Source organism: Coleofasciculus sp. D1-CHI-01 (assembly GCF_040218875.1).
Taxonomy (GTDB): Bacteria; Cyanobacteriota; Cyanobacteriia; order Cyanobacteriales; family Coleofasciculaceae; genus Coleofasciculus.
Genome location: NZ_JAVJQP010000105.1, coordinates 1 through 21,572 on the forward strand (window position 1 = coordinate 1; position 21,572 = coordinate 21,572).

The 21,572-nt window shown below is 44.7% G+C and carries 13 protein-coding genes and 1 pseudogene; 6 read left to right on the forward strand and 8 right to left on the reverse strand.

Features of this window, described 5'->3' with window-relative positions; translation table 11 throughout:
• Positions 1–81 precede the first annotated feature (81 nt).
• From RIB93_RS19115 to RIB93_RS19135, 5 genes are all read right to left on the reverse strand, one after another.
• Complete coding sequence (locus tag RIB93_RS19115) at positions 82–1,023, reverse strand: COX15/CtaA family protein (protein ID WP_446374570.1); 942 nt, start codon at positions 1,021–1,023, stop codon at positions 82–84.
• A 182-nt stretch (positions 1,024–1,205) separates the two neighbouring features.
• Complete coding sequence (trxB, locus tag RIB93_RS19120) at positions 1,206–2,597, reverse strand: thioredoxin-disulfide reductase (RefSeq protein WP_446374571.1); 1,392 nt, start codon at positions 2,595–2,597, stop codon at positions 1,206–1,208.
• A gap of 67 nt (positions 2,598–2,664) precedes the next feature.
• Positions 2,665–3,180: a hypothetical protein gene (locus RIB93_RS19125; RefSeq protein WP_446374573.1), complete on the reverse strand. Its 516-nt coding sequence runs from the start codon at positions 3,178–3,180 to the stop codon at positions 2,665–2,667.
• Positions 3,168–3,284, reverse strand: coding sequence for a DUF2887 domain-containing protein (locus tag RIB93_RS19130; RefSeq protein ID WP_446374575.1), 117 nt, complete (start codon positions 3,282–3,284; stop codon positions 3,168–3,170). Before RIB93_RS19130 ends, RIB93_RS19125 begins: the two co-directional genes overlap by 13 nt.
• A 57-nt stretch (positions 3,285–3,341) precedes the next feature.
• Positions 3,342–5,078: a hypothetical protein gene (locus tag RIB93_RS19135; RefSeq protein WP_446374577.1), complete on the reverse strand. Its 1,737-nt coding sequence runs from the start codon at positions 5,076–5,078 to the stop codon at positions 3,342–3,344.
• A 586-nt stretch (positions 5,079–5,664) separates the two neighbouring features.
• Between RIB93_RS19135 and RIB93_RS19140 the strand changes: the two genes are divergently transcribed.
• From RIB93_RS19140 to RIB93_RS19160, 5 genes are all read left to right on the forward strand, one after another.
• On the forward strand, positions 5,665–11,292 hold the full coding sequence (locus RIB93_RS19140) for a trifunctional serine/threonine-protein kinase/ATP-binding protein/sensor histidine kinase (RefSeq protein WP_446374579.1): 5,628 nt from the start codon (positions 5,665–5,667) through the stop codon (positions 11,290–11,292).
• Positions 11,293–11,465: 173 nt separating this feature from the next.
• Complete coding sequence (locus RIB93_RS19145) at positions 11,466–11,861, forward strand: response regulator (RefSeq protein ID WP_446374581.1); 396 nt, start codon at positions 11,466–11,468, stop codon at positions 11,859–11,861.
• A 92-nt stretch (positions 11,862–11,953) separates the two neighbouring features.
• Entirely contained in the window at positions 11,954–14,104 is a 2,151-nt protein-coding gene (locus tag RIB93_RS19150; RefSeq protein ID WP_446374583.1) for a PAS domain S-box protein, read from the forward strand.
• A gap of 209 nt (positions 14,105–14,313) precedes the next feature.
• Positions 14,314–14,592 carry a hypothetical protein gene (locus RIB93_RS19155; RefSeq protein WP_446374585.1) on the forward strand — a complete coding sequence of 93 codons (279 nt, stop codon included), beginning with the start codon at positions 14,314–14,316 and terminating at the stop codon, positions 14,590–14,592.
• 709 nt (positions 14,593–15,301) lie between these two features.
• Positions 15,302–15,610, forward strand: coding sequence for a hypothetical protein (locus RIB93_RS19160; RefSeq protein ID WP_446374587.1), 309 nt, complete (start codon positions 15,302–15,304; stop codon positions 15,608–15,610).
• 352 nt (positions 15,611–15,962) lie between these two features.
• Here the strand turns inward: RIB93_RS19160 and RIB93_RS19165 are convergent.
• The 3 genes and pseudogenes from RIB93_RS19165 to RIB93_RS19175 form a co-directional block, all read right to left on the reverse strand.
• Positions 15,963–17,321, reverse strand: a pseudogene (locus RIB93_RS19165) (TrpB-like pyridoxal phosphate-dependent enzyme).
• Between the two features lie 337 nt (positions 17,322–17,658).
• Positions 17,659–19,341 carry a methionine--tRNA ligase gene (metG, locus tag RIB93_RS19170; protein WP_446374589.1) on the reverse strand — a complete coding sequence of 561 codons (1,683 nt, stop codon included), beginning with the start codon at positions 19,339–19,341 and terminating at the stop codon, positions 17,659–17,661.
• 427 nt (positions 19,342–19,768) lie between these two features.
• Positions 19,769–20,482: an ABC transporter ATP-binding protein gene (locus tag RIB93_RS19175; RefSeq protein ID WP_446374592.1), complete on the reverse strand. Its 714-nt coding sequence runs from the start codon at positions 20,480–20,482 to the stop codon at positions 19,769–19,771.
• Positions 20,483–21,179: 697 nt separating this feature from the next.
• Here RIB93_RS19175 and RIB93_RS19180 point away from each other — a divergent pair.
• The coding region (locus RIB93_RS19180; protein ID WP_446374590.1) for a two-partner secretion domain-containing protein at positions 21,180–21,572 on the forward strand (393 nt) is incomplete at its 3' end.

Genomic DNA, 21,572 nt, shown 5'->3' on the forward strand with positions numbered 1-21,572 from the left:
GACCTAACCGTTCAATTATCACAAATAACAAATGACAAATGACGAATGACAAATGACAAATGACAATCCCCACCATTCACTTTAATTATCCCCACCTACTTTTTCTACCGCTAACCCAGTGGTGCGATCGCGTAATGCCAAAACGGTAAAGACAATCAAATCTCCCAGTAATGCAGCGCCTACAGCTTGATGAGACACGGTTAGGGGTTCCACCTGTAGGTGTAACCGGAACGTCGCCACTCCCAGAATAATCTGTAAAATTACTAATCCACCTGCCAGATTTGCCAACTGTCGCAACAGGGGATGGAGGGCAGGTGTGCGCCATGCCAAAATAACTAGGGTTAAAGTGACTAACGTAGCTGGGACTACACCCGCAATATGACTATTCATCACCGTGCAAAGTTGAGATGCGCCAAAGCATTGATGTAATGCCCAACGGGACGCCACCAACCCTCCCAACACGCTTTGTAAGTAAACCAGAATAGCTGCCGTCAAACCCAGCCAGGGTAAGCGTCCAACTGCTCCTGTACCCTTGTAAGGCATCAGGGCAGTACCAATAATCAGTAAGGTTGAGAAAAACAACAAGGCTGTACCCAAGTGAGCCGTCACAATATCAAACCGTAACAGTTCGGTCACCGTTAAGCCACCCAAGACGCCTTGAAACACAATTAAACCCAAGGCAAACGTTGCCGCCCAAGGCAGCCACTTGGGTAAAAAACGGCGATCCCACCACGACAAACCCATTAGGGCGATTGTACTGACGCCAATTAATGCCGCATCGAGGCGATGGAACCATTCCAAAAAGACTTGTAAATTCATCTGCTGACTTGGCACCCACTGTCCATAGCACAGGGGCCAATCCGGACAAGCGAGTCCAGCATTCATCACCCGCGTCGCACTCCCTACTGCCATCAACAGCAACGTAGCGATCGCGATTTTCCAAACCAGGCGGCGGGTCCGATCCCGGGCTTGGTTGCGATCAGGGGACTCAATCGTATGTTGATGAAGGACGGATTCAGTCATAGCACTCATCTCTATCAAACCCTGAGTACCAACTTATGAGTTCGTCAAACTCAGGGGTAGTTCATTTACTCACACGATAACGCGACTGTTGCTTACCCTGCCTCACCGTAGGTTTTTAAGTTGACCCGATGGATAGGATTGTGTCCCGACTATATTTAGTGTTGGTGCATAAGTCCTGCCACTTATCTAGCTGCTGAAACTTTGGCAGGTAGGTACTTCTCAATCATCTGACGGTATTCGCTTTTTTGTTTTAAACCCTTAAGTTGATCCACAATTTCTTTGTCTTTGAAAAATTGTACCGTGGGTGTTCCAGTAACCATCGCATTTTCAGCGATTTCGGGTTCCGCTTCAATATCGACCTCGACAAAGTGAATTTTGCCCTCATATTCATCCACCACTTTATTTAAAATTGGCTTCAGGGTATGGCAAGGACCACAGTTGGGTGACACATACTTAACCATAATCAGGCGATCGCTCTCGTGGAAGAGTTTGCGTAGGGCATAACCGCCAACATGCCGTGTCTTGTTAATATTAAAGGTTGCTTCTGTGTCTGCTGTCGGTTTCTCGTCCGCCGTCTGGGTTGGTGGTTCAGATTCGGGTTGCTGGTGATATTCCTGAATCAGGTTATTAGCAGACAACCAGCGTTCAGCTAACATGGCAGCCATACAACCCGTTCCCGCCGCCGTAACCGCTTGGCGAAATTCATGGTCTTGCACATCACCTGCTGCATAAACCCCTTCTACACTGGTTTCAACCGAACCCGGTTTGGTAATAACATAGCCCACGTCATCTAGGTCGAGCTGTCCTTGGAACAGGGAGGTGTTGGGAGTATGACCGATCGCGTAAAATAATCCCTTAACCTGTAAGTCGCTCTCCTCGCCCATTTGGGTGTTGCGGAGTTTGACTCCACTCATCCGACCATTTTCGCCAAACACATCCACCGCCTGCGTATTCCAGTGAACGGTGATATTGGGGTTATTTAACACTCGATCTTGCATGGTTTTCGATGCCCGCAGTTGGTCACGGCGCACCAATAGATGCACATGATCCCCATATTTGGTTAAATATACAGCTTCTTCAGCGGCTGAGTCACCCCCACCTACCACGGCTAGGGATTGACCATGAAAAATGGGGGTCGCACCATCGCAAATCGCACAGGCGGAGATCCCATGACTCCAGAATTGGTTTTCACTGGGGAGTCCTAAACGTTTGGCGGTAGCACCGGTGGCAATTACAATACTGTGGGCTTGGACTTCTCGTTCGTCAGAACGGATAATGAAAGGACGCCGACTCAAATCCACAGACGTGACATCCTCGGTGTAGCACTCCGTTCCCCAGCGTTCGGCTTGGGCTTTCATCCGTGCCATCAGTTGCGGACCTGTGATCCCTTCGGGGAAACCGGGAAAGTTCTCTACGTCAGTGGTGGTCATTAGCTGACCGCCAGGAAGTCCTCCCGCTTGGAAGCCTTCAAACATCACGGGTTTAAGATTAGCACGGGCGGCGTAAATGGCAGCTGTGTAACCGGCAGGACCCGAACCGATAATCACCAGATTTTCTACGGTAGGGTTAGGCATATAAATAAACTCATAACGACTCCGCTTAACGTTCTAGTATAGCGGTTTTTGAGGGTTGAGTTGGAAATTATCTCCCTTCAATCCCCTGTTGCAACATTTGTTTGGTGAGAAGAGAGGAAGGGATGTTCAGGGTATCGGGGTAAGTTTTCAAGATGGTTTCAACGGTAGCTTGCCATAAATCAGAGAGGACTTGACGCCAAGCCTGACGCTGGATGGCATGTGATTCCTGATTACACCATTGTGCGATCGCCTCGGATAAATCTTCAATCTGATCCGGTACAGGTGCAACCCACTGCTTTAACTGTGCCAAATCTTGGGCTGAAAACAGGTCAGGCTGATTAGTTAAGAGTTCGATAAAAGCGGCAACCTTTTGTTGCTGAAATAACCCTTCTGTCTGTTGCACAACCTCTAGCGGTAAATCTTGCAACTGGGCGATTTGCGACAAACTTAAGCCAAATTCTATCATGCGCGGTATCGCGGCTAACTTGGCTTTCAGTTCACCCCGGTACTCACCTATCTGCTCACCTTCTTCTAAGGCTTCTTGATAAACTTTAGTCTGCTTGAGTTCACTTAAGCTGAACATTGCTTCAATCTCCTCGCGGCTTCTTCGGGCGAAGAATCGATGAGTTCAAATAAAATGGCTGGAAATTCGAGAAACAGGTTATAAAAGATAGTGTCAGTTTTCACGCTGAATTGCGGAGTTTTGAGTTGAATACTATTGTTATAAACGTAAATCTTAATCGTTTAGCGATCACGTTTTGGTTTTCGGATACACTCTGCCTCTAGAACCATCAATCCTGGCGTTTCCCAAACCGCACAATCGCTGCTCAACGATGGCAAAATGGGTTGTTTCCCTGCTTCAAGTTGAGCGATGGCTTGATTTGCCGCAGGTTGGTACTGCATCAACCAAGAATCATTCACAATCGATTCGGCGGTTAACGGTGTAGTCGGTAGCAGCAAAAAATCAATCTCGTATTTTTGGATAAACTCCTGGACAATCGCCAAATCTGGACTATATTGTGCTTCAATTAAATCCGACATCCGCTGGCGAAATTGGCGATAATAGCCCCAATGATAAGGGATCGCATATTCACGACCAACTAAAATTGATCGTTGGGCAAACGTGGGTAAATTATTGGCTTCTTCCACTAATGAGGCAATTTTACTGTCTTTGGGTTGCTGTTGAAAAAACTCATATAACGTCGGCACATTGCCACCAATATAAGCCGTCCAGGGAAACGTATTCAGAACCAAGTGAGGATATCCGATTAAGGTAATTCCGATTAAACTGGTTAAACCCAATGCCAAAACTGATCCCAGTTTGATCGTAGAGATGCGCCATGGCACGTCTCTACACGCGAAAACCGCGTCTAGGATTAGGGTAATAACGATTGCCGCCGCCAGCGCGATCGCAATCCGCAGGCTATGCTGAGTATAACGGCTGGGTAGGTGTAGTTTGAACAGCAGAACATGGGCGGCTAAAAATAAAATAGCTGACGCGACTAAGAACTTGATTAAGACTCCCATCTTTCCAGTTATCTGCTTGGTGAGGGGAAAACGAGAGGGAAAGCATAACATAATAGGTAATAGCAAGCCCAAATAACTCAGAGGCGGCGCTAAGGCGGTATCAATGCGGATACCACTGCGTCCATTAAACCAGAATGACCAAGCGTCATTGACAAAAAAGCGGGTTCGCCCTTGAGATAAGAAATCGGGTAAACCTTGGGCTTGTGCAGCCGTGATCACTGGGGCAAATTCTGACAGACTAATTGTGTAGGGTAATAACACGGCAAACGCCACCGCCAAACCCGTGAAACAGAATACATAATCGCGGCGAGTTTGAGACAGATAGGGGACTTTTCGGTTAAACCGCCACAACTGCAAAATTAGAAACGCCGCGCAGACTAGCACTAATGAGGGATAGAATAATCCTAACAGCGCGAGCGCGATTCCTGTGCCTATTAGTGACTGGCGCATCCCATAATACAAAAACGCCAACAGGATAGGATAAATAAACGCCTTGGGTGTTCCCGATATCAACCCATCCTGCATCCACAGATTTTGATTCAGCAGTACAGAGGCGATAAATCCAGTCAAAGGTATCGGTAACAATTGCACCGCCACGCCAAAACAGTAACCTGTGGTAACTAATCCCAAAACCACAGGCAAAACTTTACTCAAAACAATCGGATCAATCCCAATTTCTGCCATGAAATGGTACAGGGCGCGATATCCTAACGGTGCAACCGATTGGAAATAATCGGCAATGATATCATTCGGAAATAACTCTGGATCTAAAAATCGCCGCATCCAGAAGACGTGTTGTCGCGCATCATCCTGCACCACGTATTCGCTGCTGAAGGCGGGTTGAAGGGCTAACGTGCCGTAAAGTGTGGCAATTAGTAGACTCAGCGTCAACCAAACCCTAAAGTAAGCCTTCGTTGTACCTGTGAGAAAACGGTGCAAATTGGTTATCCACATTCAGTTTAAGTAGGTAGGGACAGTTAAAGTTAACGGTTGAGAGTAGGGAACAGGAAACAGGGAACAGGGAACAGGAAAAAGTAAGAGTTTGAGGGGTATTTACATAACTTAATAAGGTTGAGTTTATTTCCACCAACCTACTTATCACAATGGTTTCGATTTATTACTGGGCTGTATTACAAGTCATATAAATGTATGACATAAAAAAATTAAATTAAGCTTGATTTAAGCATCTAATAAGTTTTTATAGAGTATAATTACATAAAACTGTCTTAAATAAAGGTAAGCAACGCTAACGCTTCATTTTCGGGTGTCATTTACCGTTGCCTTTGCCAGGTGGGTTTCGCGATCGCTCTCTATAGCCCCTATTTGCTATGCCAAATAGAAGGCTTCATTTTCGGGTGTCATTAACCAGAGTTGGTGAATAGCAGGGGCGTTTGCCTACTCCCAAGGAAAACTCATAGAATCCCATTCGCGCCCAGATTTTTCGGTTCGACGGCTAAATTTATGGGGCGATGGCTCGATCACTACCACATTATCTTGTTTTTGTAAACGCTCTTATCGGAATTTCCCCGTCCGACAACGTATGACGAATAACACCATCTTAAAAATTGCTAACTACCGCATTTTGTCTCAACTCTACGAAAGTGCCAATACCTTAGTTTATCGCGGTATTCAGGAAGGGGAACACCAACCCGTGATTCTCAAACTTCTTAAACAAGACTATCCCACTCCACAAGAGTTAACTCGATATCGACAAGAGTATGAAATTACGCACAATCTGACGATTGATAGCGTAGTTAAGGCGTATAAGATCCAACCTTATCAGAGAACCTTAGTGATAATATTAGAGGATTTTGGCGGTGAATCCTTAAAGCAGTGGATGAGTCAGCCAACAAAACTCTCCTCATCTCTACCTCTACAGGACTTTCTCAACATTGCCATCAAGATAGCCGAAATTCTCGCCCAGATTCACGCCGTTGATGTTATTCACAAAGATATTAACCCCAGCAATATTGTCTTCAACCCCGAAACCGGACAACTCAAAATCATTGACTTTGGCATCTCCACCCAGCTTACCCGCGAAAATCCCGCCCTCAAAAATCCTCATGTCTTAGAAGGAACATTAGCCTATATTTCCCCCGAACAAACGGGACGAATGAATCGTTCTCTCGACTATCGCACCGACTTTTATTCCCTAGGTGTCACCTTCTATGAACTCCTAACCGGAAAGCTGCCCTTTGAGACAAAAGATGCCATAGAATTAGTCCATTGTCATATTGCCAAAGTCCCGACACCGCCTCATCTTGTGCAGAAAAAATCGCCTAGAAACGTTTCAGTAAAACCTCTGAAACCCATTCCGCAAACCGTTTCTAATATTGTCATGAAACTGATGGCAAAAACCGCTGAAGAACGGTATCAAAGTGCTTGGGGAATTGTGGCTGATTTGCAAAACTGTCAGAGAAAATTAGCAGAAACTGGAACAATTGAAGACTTTTCGCTGGGTTCTCAAGATATTTCCGAACACTTCCAAATTCCCCAAAAACTCTATGGACGAGAGGCAGAAGTGGACACCTTACTCGCCGCCTTTGATCAGGTGGCGAATCGAGAGGATCAGGAACTTCAAAAATCGGCAGATACTTCCGTCGATGCTTCACTTCCCACGTCTCATCTCTCCATCGAGATGATGCTGGTGGCAGGGTATTCTGGGATTGGTAAATCCTGTTTAGTCGCCGAAATTCATAAACCCAATACACGATTACGCGGCTACTTTATCTCCGGTAAATTTGACCAGTTTCAACGCAACGTTCCCTACTCGGCGATTGTCAACGCCTTTAAGGAATTGGTGGAGCAGATTTTAACCGAAAGCGAAGCCCAACTCAATCAATGGCGAGAAAAATTATTAGTCGCTTTGGGGGCAAATGCTCAAGTGATTATTGATGTTATCCCGGAAGTAGAACGAATTGTCGGTCAACAGCCTGCGGTGCCAGAATTAGGGTCACAAGAAGCCCAAAATCGGTTTAATATTGTCTTTCGCAAGTTCATGCGGGCATTTTGCTCACCCGAACATCCCTTAGTGATGTTTCTCGATGATTTGCAGTGGGTAGATTTGGCGACGCTGAAGTTAATTCAACTGATTATGACCGATAGCGAGATCCATTATCTATTTTTAATCGGTGCCTATCGGGATAATGAAGTCAACTCTACTCATCCGTTAATGATGACAGTAGATGGATTACAAAAACAAGGCGCGACGGTTAACTGTATTACCTTATCCCCTTTAAAATTAGACCATATTAGCCAAATTATTTGTGACACCTTAAAATCCCCACAAGAATCTGCCCAGCATTTAGCCGAACTGGTGATGAGCAAAACGGCAGGTAATCCATTTTTCGTGAATCAGTTTTTAAGGAATCTCTATACTGAAAACTTGATCACTTTCAATCTGCAAAATCATCAATGGCAGTGGGATATTAATAAAATTAAGGAGAAAAATATTACCGATAACGTCGTCGAGTTGATGACGAATCGGTTAAAAAAGCTGCCGGATTCAACCCAGCATATCTTACAGTTAGCTGCCTGTATCGGTGCTAATTTCAACTTATCGACACTAGCAATTGTCTGTGAAAAATCGGAGGATGTGATTTTCTCGAACTTAGTCACAGCGGTTCAATCGGAATTAATCGTCCCCCTATCTGAACTCAATTCAGACTTGCTGGTTCACGAGTATAAATTCCTGCATGACCGAGTACAACAAGCGGCGTATGCTTTAATTGATGAGTGCCAAAAGAAAGCGGTTCACTTACAAATTGGTCGCCTACTTTTGCAAAGTACGGATTCGGAAACCTTAGCGGAGAAAATATTTGCAATCGTTGATTATCTGAATCAAGGGATTGGTGATACCTGTGATTACACATCAGGAGAAATTAGTCAAGCTGAATGCCATCAAATCGCCCAGTTGAATTTAATCGCGGGTCAAAAAGCCAAAGGATCAGCCGCTTATGGTGCGGCGCTAAACTATTTAACGGTGGGACGAGAACTTCTAGGTTCAGACAGTTGGCAATGGGACTATGACTTAACTTTAGCCTTGTATGAAGAAGCTGCCCAAGCTGCCTATTTAGGTGGCAAGTTTACGGTGATGGAGGAATTGACTGAAACTCTTTTCGCCCATGCTAAAACTGTGCTGGAAAAAGTTAATGTGTATGAAGTCAAAATTCAAGCGATCGCGTCGCAAAATAATCTCCAAGAAGCGATTCATCTTGGACTGCAAGTGCTGAATTTATTGGGAATCCGTTTACCCGAAGAACCCAGCACGGCAGAGTGGCAAAATGGACTAGATGAAACGGCTACACTATTGGTAGGACATGAGATTGAAGACTTAATTAACCTACCGGAAATGACTGCCCCTGAACCCCTAGCTGCTGTGCTAATTCTCTCCAATTTAATTGCCGCCGCCTATATTGCCGCACCGGATCTTTTTGTCCTGATTGCCTCATCAATGGTTCAGTTATCAGTCAAGTATGGGAACGCGCCATTGTCGGCATTTGGCTATGCCTGTTATGGATTTATTTTATTAGATCGTCAGCACAATTTTGAGGCGGGATATCAATTTGGGAAATTGGCACTGAGTTTAGTGAATCGGTTTAATGCCCAGCAAGTTAAATGTAAGGTATTTGAGGTGCTTGGCGCTCATATCTTGCATTGGAAAGAACATTTTAGTCAAACCCTCCCTATTTTAATTGAGGGCTATCACAGTGGCGTGGAAACGGGGGATTTTGAATTTGCCGGGTATTGTGCTTTTTATACCTGCGATCATCTCTATTTTAGTGGGGTAGAACTAACGCAGGTGGAACAAGAAATCACCATTTATAATCAGGCGGTGCGACAAATTCGCCGGGAAAGTCCATTTAATTGGACGGCGATTTTTTTACAGGCGGTGCAGAATTTACGGGATCAAGGAGAAAATCCCACCCAGTTAACGGGGAAGGTGTACAATGAAGAAACATGCTTACCCCGGGCGCTGGCGGCGAATGACCGAACAGAACTGCATTTATTCTATTTAAATAAGCTGATTCTCTGTTATCTCTTTGGTGAGGTTAAGCAAGCAGTAGAAAATGCAGGGTTAGCGGAACTGTATTTAAATGGAGTTACGGCGATGATCGTGATTCCAATATTCTATTTTTATGATTCTCTTGCCCATCTCGCCCTCGTACCTGAGGCGACACCAACTGATAAACAGGCGTTGATTAGCCGGGTTAATGCTAATCAAGAAAAAATGCAGATCTGGGCAAACCACGGTGCAATGAATCAGCAGCATAAACTGGATTTAGTCGCCGCCGAAAAAGCGCTGGTTTTGGGGGAAGTGGTGACAGCGATGGAGTTGTATGAACAAGCGATTAATGGGGCGAGGGAGAATGGCTATATTCAGGAGGAAGCCTTAGCTTACAATTTAGCCGCCCTATTTTATCAGCATCGGGGGATGGACAAGGTTGCCCATACCTATCTTAAAGAGGCACATTACGCTTACACGCGCTGGGGGGCGACGGCGAAGGTGAAGGATTTAGAAGCCGAGTATCCCCAGCTTTTTGCGCCATCGTCTCCCATCAGTTATCTCACAGACACCCGCACCACGGTGAGTAGTATTTCCCAGCGGAATCAGTCGGCTTCGGTGTTAGATTTTGCCACACTGATGAAAGCATCTCAAGCCATTGGTAGTGAAATTGCACTGAATAAGTTACTGGCGGCGTTGATGAAAATTTTAATCGAAAATACGGGGGCGCAAACGGGAGTTTTGATTTTAAATAAATCGGGAGAATGGGTGATTGAGGCGTCGCTGAATGTGGAGACAAATCATGTCACTGTGTTGCAATCTCTACCCGTGGCGAATCACCTACCACTCTCAATGATTAACTATGTCACTCATACCCAAGAAACCGTGGTTACAACCAATGCCGCGAAGATGGGCAAGTTTACCAATGATCCTTATATTCAAGCCCATCAAACCCAATCAGTTTTGTGTGCGCCGCTACTGAATCAAGGTCAACTCAGTGGTATCGTTTATCTGGAAAATAACCTGGCTACAGACGCCTTTACGCCAGACAGGTTAGAAGTCTTACAACTCCTATCCGGACAAGCCGCGATCGCGATCGACAATGCCCGACTTTATAACACTCTAGAACAAAATGTCGCCGCCCGCACCCAAGAGTTAAAAAATACCCTCGACTCTCTCAAAGCCACCCAAGATGAACTGATTCAATCCGAAAAGATGGCAGCCTTGGGACAATTAATTGCTGGGATTGCCCATGAAATTAATACACCCTTGGGGGCGATTCGTTCCTCCGCCGGAAATATTTCTAAGTTTTTAAGTCAAACCCTGGAACAATTACCTACCCTGTTTCAATCCTTATCGCCAGAAAAAGGACAAGATTTTCTGAAAATGTTGCAACGTTCACTCCAAAACGAATCGGATTTAACCGCGAAAGAAGAACGCAAACAGCGGCGAGTCTTAGTTCGCCAATTAGAGGCGGAAGAGATTCAGGATGCGGATACCCTAGCGGATACTTTGGTTGATATGGGGATTTATGAAAATATTGAAGAGTTTTTCCCTCTACTGAAACGCCCCGATAGTTCGCACCTATTAGAAACAGCGTACAAACTATCAGCATTACAACGGGGAACTCAAACCATCAACACAGCAACTGAACGAGCCTCTAAAGTAGTGTTTGCCTTAAAAACATACTCCCGTTATGACGAATCGGGAGAAATGATTCTGGCAAACCTAACCGCAGGTATTGAAACCGTGCTAACCCTGTATCAGAATCAACTCAAACATGGAATTAATGTCATCCGCAACTATGACGAGTTCCCACCGATATTATGTTATCCGGATGAACTGAATCAAGTCTGGACGAATCTGATTCATAATGCGTTACAGGCAATGGATAATAAAGGAACATTAACCCTTGATGTCAAGCAGCAAGACCAACAGATAAACGTTAGCATTACCGATAGTGGCAAGGGAATCCCTCTAGAAATTAAAGCGAAGATATTTCAGCCATTTTTTACAACCAAGTCAGCCGGAGAAGGAAGTGGATTAGGACTCGATATTGTGAAAAAGATTATTGAAAAGCATCAGGGTAAAATTGATGTTGAATCCATTCCAGGTAAAACTACGTTTACAGTTTCATTACCTTTTCGGACGGCGGAAGTCTAGTCTAGAGAAGGCAGTTTAAGTAGGTTGGGTTTCGCTATCGCTCAACCCAACAAGCTCTCTAACTTAGGTTACTAAAAAATGTTAAACGGACTTTATAGTACAAATAACGAATGACGAATGACAAATGACCAATGACAAAGGACAAAGGACAAAGGACAAAGGACAAATAACCAATGACTAAACCCGTTATTTTGTGTGTTGATGATGAAAAAGTTGTTCTCAAAAGTCTTAAGACTCAACTCAAAGAAGCCTTTGGCGATGCTTATACCTATGAACTGGCAGAAGCGGCTGATGAAGCGTTAGAATTAATAGATGAACTTGTGGAAGAAAATGTCAGTATTATTCTGATTGTATCGGATTGGTTGATGCCGGGAATGAAAGGGGATGAGTTTCTAGTTCAGGTGCATCATAAATTTCCCCAGATCATTAAAATTCTGCTGACAGGTCAAGCAGATGAGCAGGCGATTGAACGGGCGAAACAGCAAGCAAAGCTGCATCACTGCTTATACAAACCCTGGTCAGAAGCGGAATTAGTGGAAGCCATTAAATCAGGATTATCTCAACTCTAACGTACTGATTGGAAAATTACTCACTCAATCCGATGATTTCAACCCCATCCAAAATCCTTGTGACTTCGGCGTAACCCTACGGGCAATCTACTATGACTAAACAGGTAATTATTTGTGTCGATGATGAGAAAACAGTACTCAGAAGTCTAAAAGCTGAGCTTAAGGAAGCGATTGGCAAGAATTACCTGATCGAAATTGCCGAAGCGGGAGAAGAAGCATTAGAGTTAGTTGCAGAACTCTTAGACGAGAACTATGAGATTCTTTTGGTTATCTCTGACCATATCATGCCAGGGATGAAAGGAGATGAACTCTTAAAGCGTGTCCATGAGTTGTCACCGAAAACGCTGAAAATTATGCTCACTGGGCAAGCGAATATTGAAGCGGTAGGCAATGCGATTAAGTATGCCAAACTCTATCGTTATATCGCCAAGCCCTGGCAGGCGTCAGACTTGAGTTTGACGGTAAAAGAAGCCGTTAATAGTTATATGCAAGCAAAAAAGTTAGATGAACAAAACGCCAAACTTAAATGTTTAAATCGAGACCTACAACAATCGATTAAATCCCTCAGTGCTAGTGAGTTAAAATTTCGGGCGATTTTCAATCAAACGTTTCAGTTTACGGGAATGCTGAGTGTTGACGGAATTGTCCTAGAAGTCAACCAAACTGCCCTTAATTTTGGGAAATTGCATTTAGAGGATGTAGCAGGAAAACCGTTGTGGGACTGTTACTGGTGGACTATTTCCAGCGAAACCCAAACTCAGTTACAATCCGCCATTGCTCAAGCTGCTAGCGGTAAGTTTGTCCGTTATGAAGTGGATATCTTAGGCGCACAACAACGCATTGCAACAATTGATTTTTCGATTAAACCCATTATTAATGACAATGGCAATATTGAGTTTTTGATTATCGAAGGTCGAGATATTAGCGATGTCTATAATGAGTTACGTTTGCGGAAAGAAGCTGAAGCTGCACTGGTGAAAGCAGAACAAAAGTATCGCTCTATCTTTGAAAACGCCCAAGAAGGAATCTTTCAGATTGCGCTAGATGGGAGTTATCTGAGTGCTAACCCCGCTTTAGCTCAAATTTACGGCTACGATTCCCCGGAAGAATTGCTAACAATCATTAATAGTATTCACTATCAACTCTACGTTGACCCCCGTCGGCGTCCGGAATTCATGACACGGATGCAGCAGCATGGTGTTGTGTGTGAGTTTGAGTCGATGATTTGTCGCAAAGATGGCACAATTATCTGGATTAGTGAGAACGCCCGTACTGTTTATGATGCGTCGGGAACTCCACTTTATTATCAGGGGTTTGTGGAAGATATTACCTCTCGCAAACAAGCGGAGGCGGAGCGAATCAAGTTCACGAATGAACTGTTCCAACTGAATCAATCTTTTTCCCGCTTTGTTCCCAGCCAATTCTTACAGATTTTAAATAAGCAAAGTGTGGTTGATGTAGAATTAGGCGATCAAGTTCAGCAGGAAATGTCCGTCCTTTTCTCAGATATTCGGGATTTCACTACCCTCTCGGAACGGATGACTCCCCAAGAGAATTTCAAATTTATTAACGCCTTTTTAAAGCGGATGGAGCCAGCGATTATCGAACATCAAGGCTTTATCGATAAATATATGGGCGATGCGATTATGGCACTCTTTAGCGGGATTGCTGATGATGCGGTTAAAGCCGGAATTGCCATGGTTCAACGGTTGTATGAGTATAATCTATGTCGTCTGCAATCAGGGTATACCCCCATCAAAATTGGCATTGGCATTAATACTGGCTCGTTGATGCTGGGTACAGTTGGGGGAAAACACCGAATAGATAGTACGGTGATTAGTGATGATGTGAATTTAGCGGCTCGTTTGGAGGGACTAACGAAACAGTATAAGGTGTCGTTATTAATTTCGGGACAGACGTTAACTCGTTTACATAATCCAACCGAGTATAGTCTCCGGTTTGTGGAGCAGGTTAAGGTTAAGGGTAAGTCAAAAGCGGTAGCGGTGTTTGAAGTGTTTGATGGAGATCCGCTCAAGATTAAGGAGGGCAAGTTAGCTACTATCTCCATATTTGAAGAAGGGTTGTTCCTCTACGCCAAGCAAGCTTTTAGCAAAGCGAAACAGCGGTTTGAAGAGGTTTTGAGGATTAATCCCCAAGATGCGATCGCACAAATCTATCTTAACCGTTCCCTGGCGCACCTCCAGCATGACGGATTTTTTTTGACGATGAGGGATGAGGGATGAAGTTGGGAAGCTGGGGGAGCAGAGGGAGCAGAGGGAGCTGGGGGAGCTGGGGAGGCTGGAGAAGAAAGATGGGGGAGATGGGAGAAAAATTAAATTAGAGTTTATCTCTTGCCGTTTTAGGTTGTAAAGGAAGTTAAATTTTGTTTGATTACTTATAATAGAGAGTAGAGAGCAAAATTAATTTGAACTCAGTTAACTGAGAGAAATAAATGCGGAAACCCGTACTTGTCGTTTTATTTATTTTAGGGCTAGTATTATCAACCACAATCCGACTAGCTCCCGCGCAAGCGACAACCCCTGATTCCCAAGTGTATACCTGGGGGTTTGTGCGTCCCGGAAGTCAGCAATTAGTGTGTAAGCAGATTACGATTCATCCAGAAAAAGAGGTGGTTTCCCCAACCTCGCACCATAAATCGGTAAAGATGTCCTCTAGATCGACAATTGTTGAGGATCGCTATTGTTCCCATTTAACTAAACCGTTTACATAGCGTCGATTGGTTTAATCGTCGGTGATGTCGTGGCGGGGGATAAGCTGTCATGCATTTAAATTGGGTACTTAGTAGCGAGCAAGATGCAAAGCCTGCGGCATGGCTTCGCTAAACGCACTACAAGGATTTCGTCATTATTGACATTAAGGTTTAAATGCCGAATAGCTTACCTAATTTAATTGATTTATCTCACACGCCCGGAAATCGTAGGGGCGCACCGACGTGCGCCCGTGTAAGCCCCTCACCCACGCCAGCCCTCACCCCCAGCCCCTCTCCCAAGCTTGATACTGCTGGCGAATCAGGGGTCAGACCCCTCACCCCCATCACTGTGCTGCTCTATTCCTTCACGTCCATTCATGGTTCACGTTGAGAGGAACCCCATCAGCTTGCGCCCTCTAGGGGGTAATGGGGGGGGTCAGACGCCAAAGGGGGCTCAGAGCAATAAATACAGCGCTTTCCTCTGCGATGAGGTACAACATTAATCTAGCCGTTTCAGGGATAGCGGGCTAATAGTTTACTCCATAAGAGCGCGAAGCGCTGTAAGATAATACAAAAAGTTGAAGAGTTGATTGAAGAGTTGATGGTCGGCGGCGATGACACTACATCCACAAAACTATTGGGAAGTACCTCAAGTTACGGTTAAAGTAGCGCGTGCATCTTTCCCCAAAGGAAATGTATACATGAAGCATCAAATAAGTTGCTGGATGTGATGGTATCTCACTTTTTTGAACATAAATTAATTAAGACTCGTGGTAAACAACGTACAGACTCAACCCAAGTGGTGGCGGCGATCCGTCAAGTTAATCGTTTAGAATTAGTTGGCGAAACCCTAAGAGCCACACTGAATCAAATAGCTAAACTTGCACCTGAATGGCTACAAGAAATTATATCAGAAGACTGGTTTGACCGATACAGTGAACGATTTGAGAATTATCGATTACCCAAAGAGAAAACCAAACGGGAAGAAATGGCATTTTTAATTGGCAGGGATGAACACCATCTCATGGAAATAATGTAAAAAATATCAATCTATTGTAGGGGCGGGTTTAGGGACTCAATTGGGTGGCTTAACGATAACTGAACAACAAAACCCGCCCTTTATTCAATGGCGCTTTTAAACTCAATTTGTTCAAGGGGTTGTAATTTAAGCAAAGATAGGCTAAGGTTCTCTTACTACAAACTACGAACATCGGTGGGTTAGGTTGGATACTTAATTGAATGGTTATTCGCTTCTATTAAATGCCGCCTAACCCACCCTACGGGGTTGAGCAGTTTTTCCAGGGTAAATATACCTTAATTAGGGCGCACGTCATTAAATAAAGGGCGCACGTCGGTGCGCCCCTACGTGGATTTGATTTTATCCGTAATTCCTAAGAAACAATAGGCAACCCCGCTAACGCCATAGCAATTTCCTGTTCATTATACTCGCTATCCTGCAATCGTCCCGCGTGATAATCGATATAGGATTGCATATCAAAATGACCATGACCACATAAATTAAATAAAATCGTGCGACTAATCCCTTCTTCCTTACAACGAAAGGCTTCGTCAATTGCCCCTTTAACCGCGTGATTGGCTTCCGGTGCGGGTAAAATCCCTTCAGTACGGGTAAACATTACCCCGGCTGCAAAACAATTTAATTGAGGATAGGCGCGGGTTTCAATTAACCCTAACTGCACTAAATGACTGATGAGAGGACTCATTCCGTGATAGCGTAATACTCCTGCATGAATCCCTGGCGGCACAAAGGAACTGCCTAATGTGTGCATTTTAATTAAGGGAGTTAGATGTGCCGTATCACCAAAACCATAGGCATATTTTCCTTTGGTTAATGTCGGACAAGCAGTAGGTTATACGGCGACAAATCGAGTCGTTTTCTGTTCCCCCCGTAACTTGGCACCGAGAAAGGGAAAAGCAATTCCAGCAAAGTTGCTTCCCCCACCTGTACAAGCGACAATGATATCAGGATAATCTCCCGCCATGTCTAATTGGGCTTGGGCTTCTAAACCAATCACGGTTTGATGCAAGAGAACATGATTCAGCACACTACCCAAAGCATAGTTGGTGGTTTTATTCCCTAACGCTACCTCCACCGCTTCACCGATCGCAATCCCTAAACTGCCTGTACTCTGGGGATTATCTGCCAGAATTGCGCGTCCCGCGTGAGTTTCATCACTAGGACTAGGGATAACTTTTGCACCATACGTTTCCATTAAAGCGCGGCGATAGGGCTTTTGTTCGGCGCTAACTTTTACCATGTAAACCACAACCTCTAGGTCAAATAATGCCCCCGCAAAGGCTAAAGCTGAACCCCATTGTCCCGCCCCAGTTTCTGTGGTTAACCATTTGATTCCCGCCTCTTTGTTATAGTAGGCTTGAGCAACAGCCGTGTTAGGTTTATGACTTCCGGCTGGACTCACTCCTTCATATTTGTAATAGATTTTAGCTGGTGTATCCAGATGTTTCTCTAAGCGTCTGGCGCGATAAAGTGGAGTCGGGCGCCACTGACGATAAATTGATTGTACAGCCTCCGGAATTTCGATTTCCGGTTCGGTGCTAACTTCTTGTTGAATTAATGCCATCGGGAACAGAGGTTCCAAGTCAGTCGGCGTAATCGGTTGATTTGTGGCGGGATTAAGAACGCCGGGTACGGGTGTGGGTAAATCGGCTTGGATGTTGTACCAAGCTTTGGGCATTTTGTCTTCAGAAAGGGTATATTTAATCTGCATCTTGGTTCGTTTGATGAGAGTTTAATTGCCTCATAATAGTGAGATTTATTTTATCTTATAGTGTTTCGTTACAGCGGTAACGCCTGTATTAACACACCCTGTTACCGTTAAATTCCTCCTTTTTAGATCCCCCTCTTCACTTTTTTTGCACGGGGAAGCCAAATGATGCTTCCCCATATTCCAGACGTGCTAAGCTGTTCGGCATTTAAACCTTAATGTCAATAATGGTGAAATCCTTGTAGTGCGTTTAGCGAAGCCATGCCGCAGGCTTTGCATCTTGCTCGCTACTAATACCCAATTTAAATGCATAACAGCTTATTACACGTCTCACTCTGAATTATTCGCCTCCAAATTGTTGGCGCAATTCGGCTATTTCTGTATCCTCTAACTTGCGAAATAGAGGAGGCGGAACCTCAAAAGAACGACCCGCTACCAAGGCATTAAAATCCACCGCCTGAGTTAACCTTTGCGTTCTCTCTGTTTCCGATAACTGCAACGCATCAAAGAGTTTCTCCGCCGTAAACGGAATAAACGGATTCGACGCGATCGCATACAGCCGAATCAGATTAATACAAGTGCGAATCACCAACGCCGCTTCTTCCTTATTTTGCTTAAACAGCGCCCAAGGTGCGCGTTCGTCAATATATTGATTCCCCACTGTCCACAGCGCACATAAGGTTTCAGCCGCTTTGCGAAACTCCAGATTTTGTAGGCAATTACTCAGTTTCGTTGTCAAACTTTCACAACTTTCCTGCAACCGTTGTTCCGCCTCTCCCGGCGTTCCTCCTTCTGGAATTACTCCTTTAAATCGACTATTGGCAAATTTGAGTATCCGGTTAACAAAATTACCCAGATTGTCTGCCAAGTCCTTGTTTATCTTAATTTGAAATAACTCCCAGGTAAACGCCGAATCAGCCGATTCTGGAGACATGGCAATTAAAGCATAGCGCCAGTAATCAGCGGGTACAATCTCTAAGGCTTGATCCGAAAATATCCCACGTTTAGAACTGGTGGAGAATTTACCGCCATAATAAGTTAACCAATTAAAGCCCTTAATATCATCCGCCATTGTCCAAGGTTCCCGCGTTCCCAGAATCATCGCGGGCCACATAATTGTATGGAAGGGCAAATTATCTTTTGCCATGAATTGAACATGGCGAATATCTTGGGCATCATACCACAACGGTTTCCAAGCCTCCGGTTCAGTCTGTTGATTTGCCCATCCTTTTGTAGCAGAAATATAGCCAATGGGAGCATCAAACCAGACATAAAATACTTTCCCCTCAAATCCCGGACGAGGTACAGGCACACCCCAATTTAAATCACGGGTAATACAACGGTCTTGTAATCCTTCATTTAACCATTTCAGGGCAATGGATTTGGTCAACGTTGTCCATTTTTGCTGATTATCCACCCAGGAACGTACTTCATCACTAAGGGTAGTCAGCTTCAAGAATAAATGTTTAGTGGTGCGGACTTCTAGATTTGTACTGCCGGAAACCGCCGAACGGGGTTCTATCAAATCCGTGGGATCTAATACCGAGGTACAATTCTCACACTGATCTCCCCTAGCGCGATCGTATCCGCAATGGGGACAAGTGCCAATAATATATCGGTCTGGTAAAAAACGACTATCTTCATGAGAGTAAACCTGACGAATTTCCCGTTCCTCCATGAAGCCATTTTCATCAAGACGTTGATAGAAATGCTGGGTTAATTCGTGATGATCTGGCGAGGAAGTACGACCAAAATAGTCGAAAGACAGTCCAAACCCTCGATAGATTTCGGCTTGCCGTTCGTGTTGTTTTTGACAATAGGTGGCGACATCTAATCCGGCTTCTAATGCGGCTAATTCCGCTGGTGTACCATGTTCATCTGTGGCACATATAAACAGAACCGACTCACCTTCCTGTCGCAGGAAACGGCTATAGACATCAGCCGGAAGCATGGAACCGACTAAATTTCCCAGGTGTTTAATCCCATTGATATAGGGTAACGCACTTGTAATCAAATACCGCATAAATTTTACTTAGGGTGTGTTAAAGGGTACAGCGTTAACATTAGCCAAGAACTCAAGTTCTTGGCTAAAAGCTTAAGTCCATTAAAATGGACTAACCTGTTTCAAGGTTTGTAGTCAGCGATGTGAGCGTTTAGGACGAATACAGCGCCACTACGAACTAGGAATAAAATTGAGCTGACTCGGTCAGTCATTGAACCCGTTTTAATGGGTTTAAGCTTTAAGCCCGTAGACGCATGCGTTCGCGAAGCGTTCTCGAAGAGTAACGGCTTCTCTTCGAGTAATTTAGTTCAGGGCTGACTGGAGATTAACTCAGTCAGTCATTGAACCCGTTTTAACGGGTTTAAGCTTTAAGCCCGAACTTTAGTTCAGGGCTAACTTTAGTTCAGGGCTGACTAGAGCCTGCCATTCACCTTAAGACTATTGTGCGTCAAGTTATGCCAGATGTCTTCACAATCCCATCTTCGAGATAGGTTACTCGGTCAGCGACATCCAGGATACGAGGGTCATGAGTCACCATCAGTACTGTACACCCTTCTTCCTTTGCCAACCGCCGCAATAATTCAATCACCCGATGTCCACTGGTTGAGTCGAGTGCAGCCGTGGGTTCATCTGCCATGATAATCTGAGGATGACCTGCTAGGGAACGTGCGATCGCGACTCGTTGCTTCTGTCCCCCCGACAAGTTAGCAGGGCGTTGATTGGCGTGCATCTCTAATCCAACGTGTTCGAGCAACTCCTGTGCCTGATATCGCGCTTTAGTCCCCCGAATCCCTTTAATATTCAGCACAACTTCTATATTCTCGGCTGCCGTTAGCGCCGGAAACAGGTTAAAATGCTGGAAAATAAAGCCAATATTGTTTCGCCGAAAGCGGGCTAGCTTGGCGCTGGACATTTTGGTGATCTCTTCTCCCAGTAGGTAAACCTTGCCTAATGAAGGCGTCAGTAGTCCCGCCAGAATAGAGAGGAACGTCGTTTTCCCCGAACCTGATGGTCCCATGAGGATTTGAATATTACCGCGCTGAATTTGCCAGTCAATCCCTTTGAGTACTTGATAGCGCTGATTGCCGGATTTATATTCCATAGTTACGCTTTCAGCAATGATGGTATCCCATTGCTTCGGTTTGCGATCGCTTGAGCGCAAATCAAGCTGGTTTCGGCTTTTTATAGACACAACCACATTGATATAAGCGACAGTCCGGGTCTATCTGTAAAGAAATATAACATAAATAGCCCAAGTTAAACTCTCTTCAGATAAAGAGCCATGATCTGGATGATAGCGAATCCTGACGTATCAAACCCGTTGCTGGGTGATACTTGTGAGACTGTCAGGGTGTGGCTTGAAAATGGAGACTGATACCCAATCCGCTTTTGAAAGCCCCTTGAGTTTATCAATTGTTTCCAGAACGAACTCAATTAACGATTGCTATTCATTACTAAATATAAAGTTACATCACCGCTTGACTAATTTGAGAATTGTTAATCTTTTTCAATTAGACTTGACGAGCGAGTTGAATCTGATTAAAGTCGGTGATCATGCCATCAATGTGTATTGTGAGTATTGTGAGTTAGGTTGTCTAGCCAAGTGAATTGCCCCATGCCAGACTGTAGTGAGTGGTGTAACACCCAACGGGAAGACCTCGTGAGGGCACCATCCTTGCGTCCAGAGAACCCAATCTATTTTTGTGTCATGTCAGTAGGGTGGGATTATTAGCCTAAAAAGAGTGAGTGCGATCGCAGCTTGGCAGATGTGTTAGATCCAAGATATAGATCTGGCAACGAAGCGAGTAGTATTAAACGTCCCCTTGAAACCCAACCTGTGCTGGGTTAATGAATCAGCCATGAACAGAGTACATTTTTTAACCGCCGCTGTTACCGGATTTTGGCTTTGGGTTTTCAGCCTTTGCACCTCCTCTGAAGTCCTAGTTCTGGCACAATCGATAACCCCAGCAGACGGTACAGGGACAATTGTCACACCGGATGGGAACCGCATCGACATTTCCGGTGGGAGTCTGTCTTCTGATGGCAAAAACCTCTTCCACAGTTTCGGGCAGTTTGGCTTAAATCCCGAAGAAGTCGCCAACTTTTTAGCCAATCCAGATTTAAATAATATCCTCAGTCGCGTCGTCGGTGGTGACGCCTCTGTGATTAACGGGTTAATTCAGGTCACAGGCGGCAATCCTAACTTATATTTAATGAATCCGGCTGGAATCATTTTCGGTCCAAATGCCTCA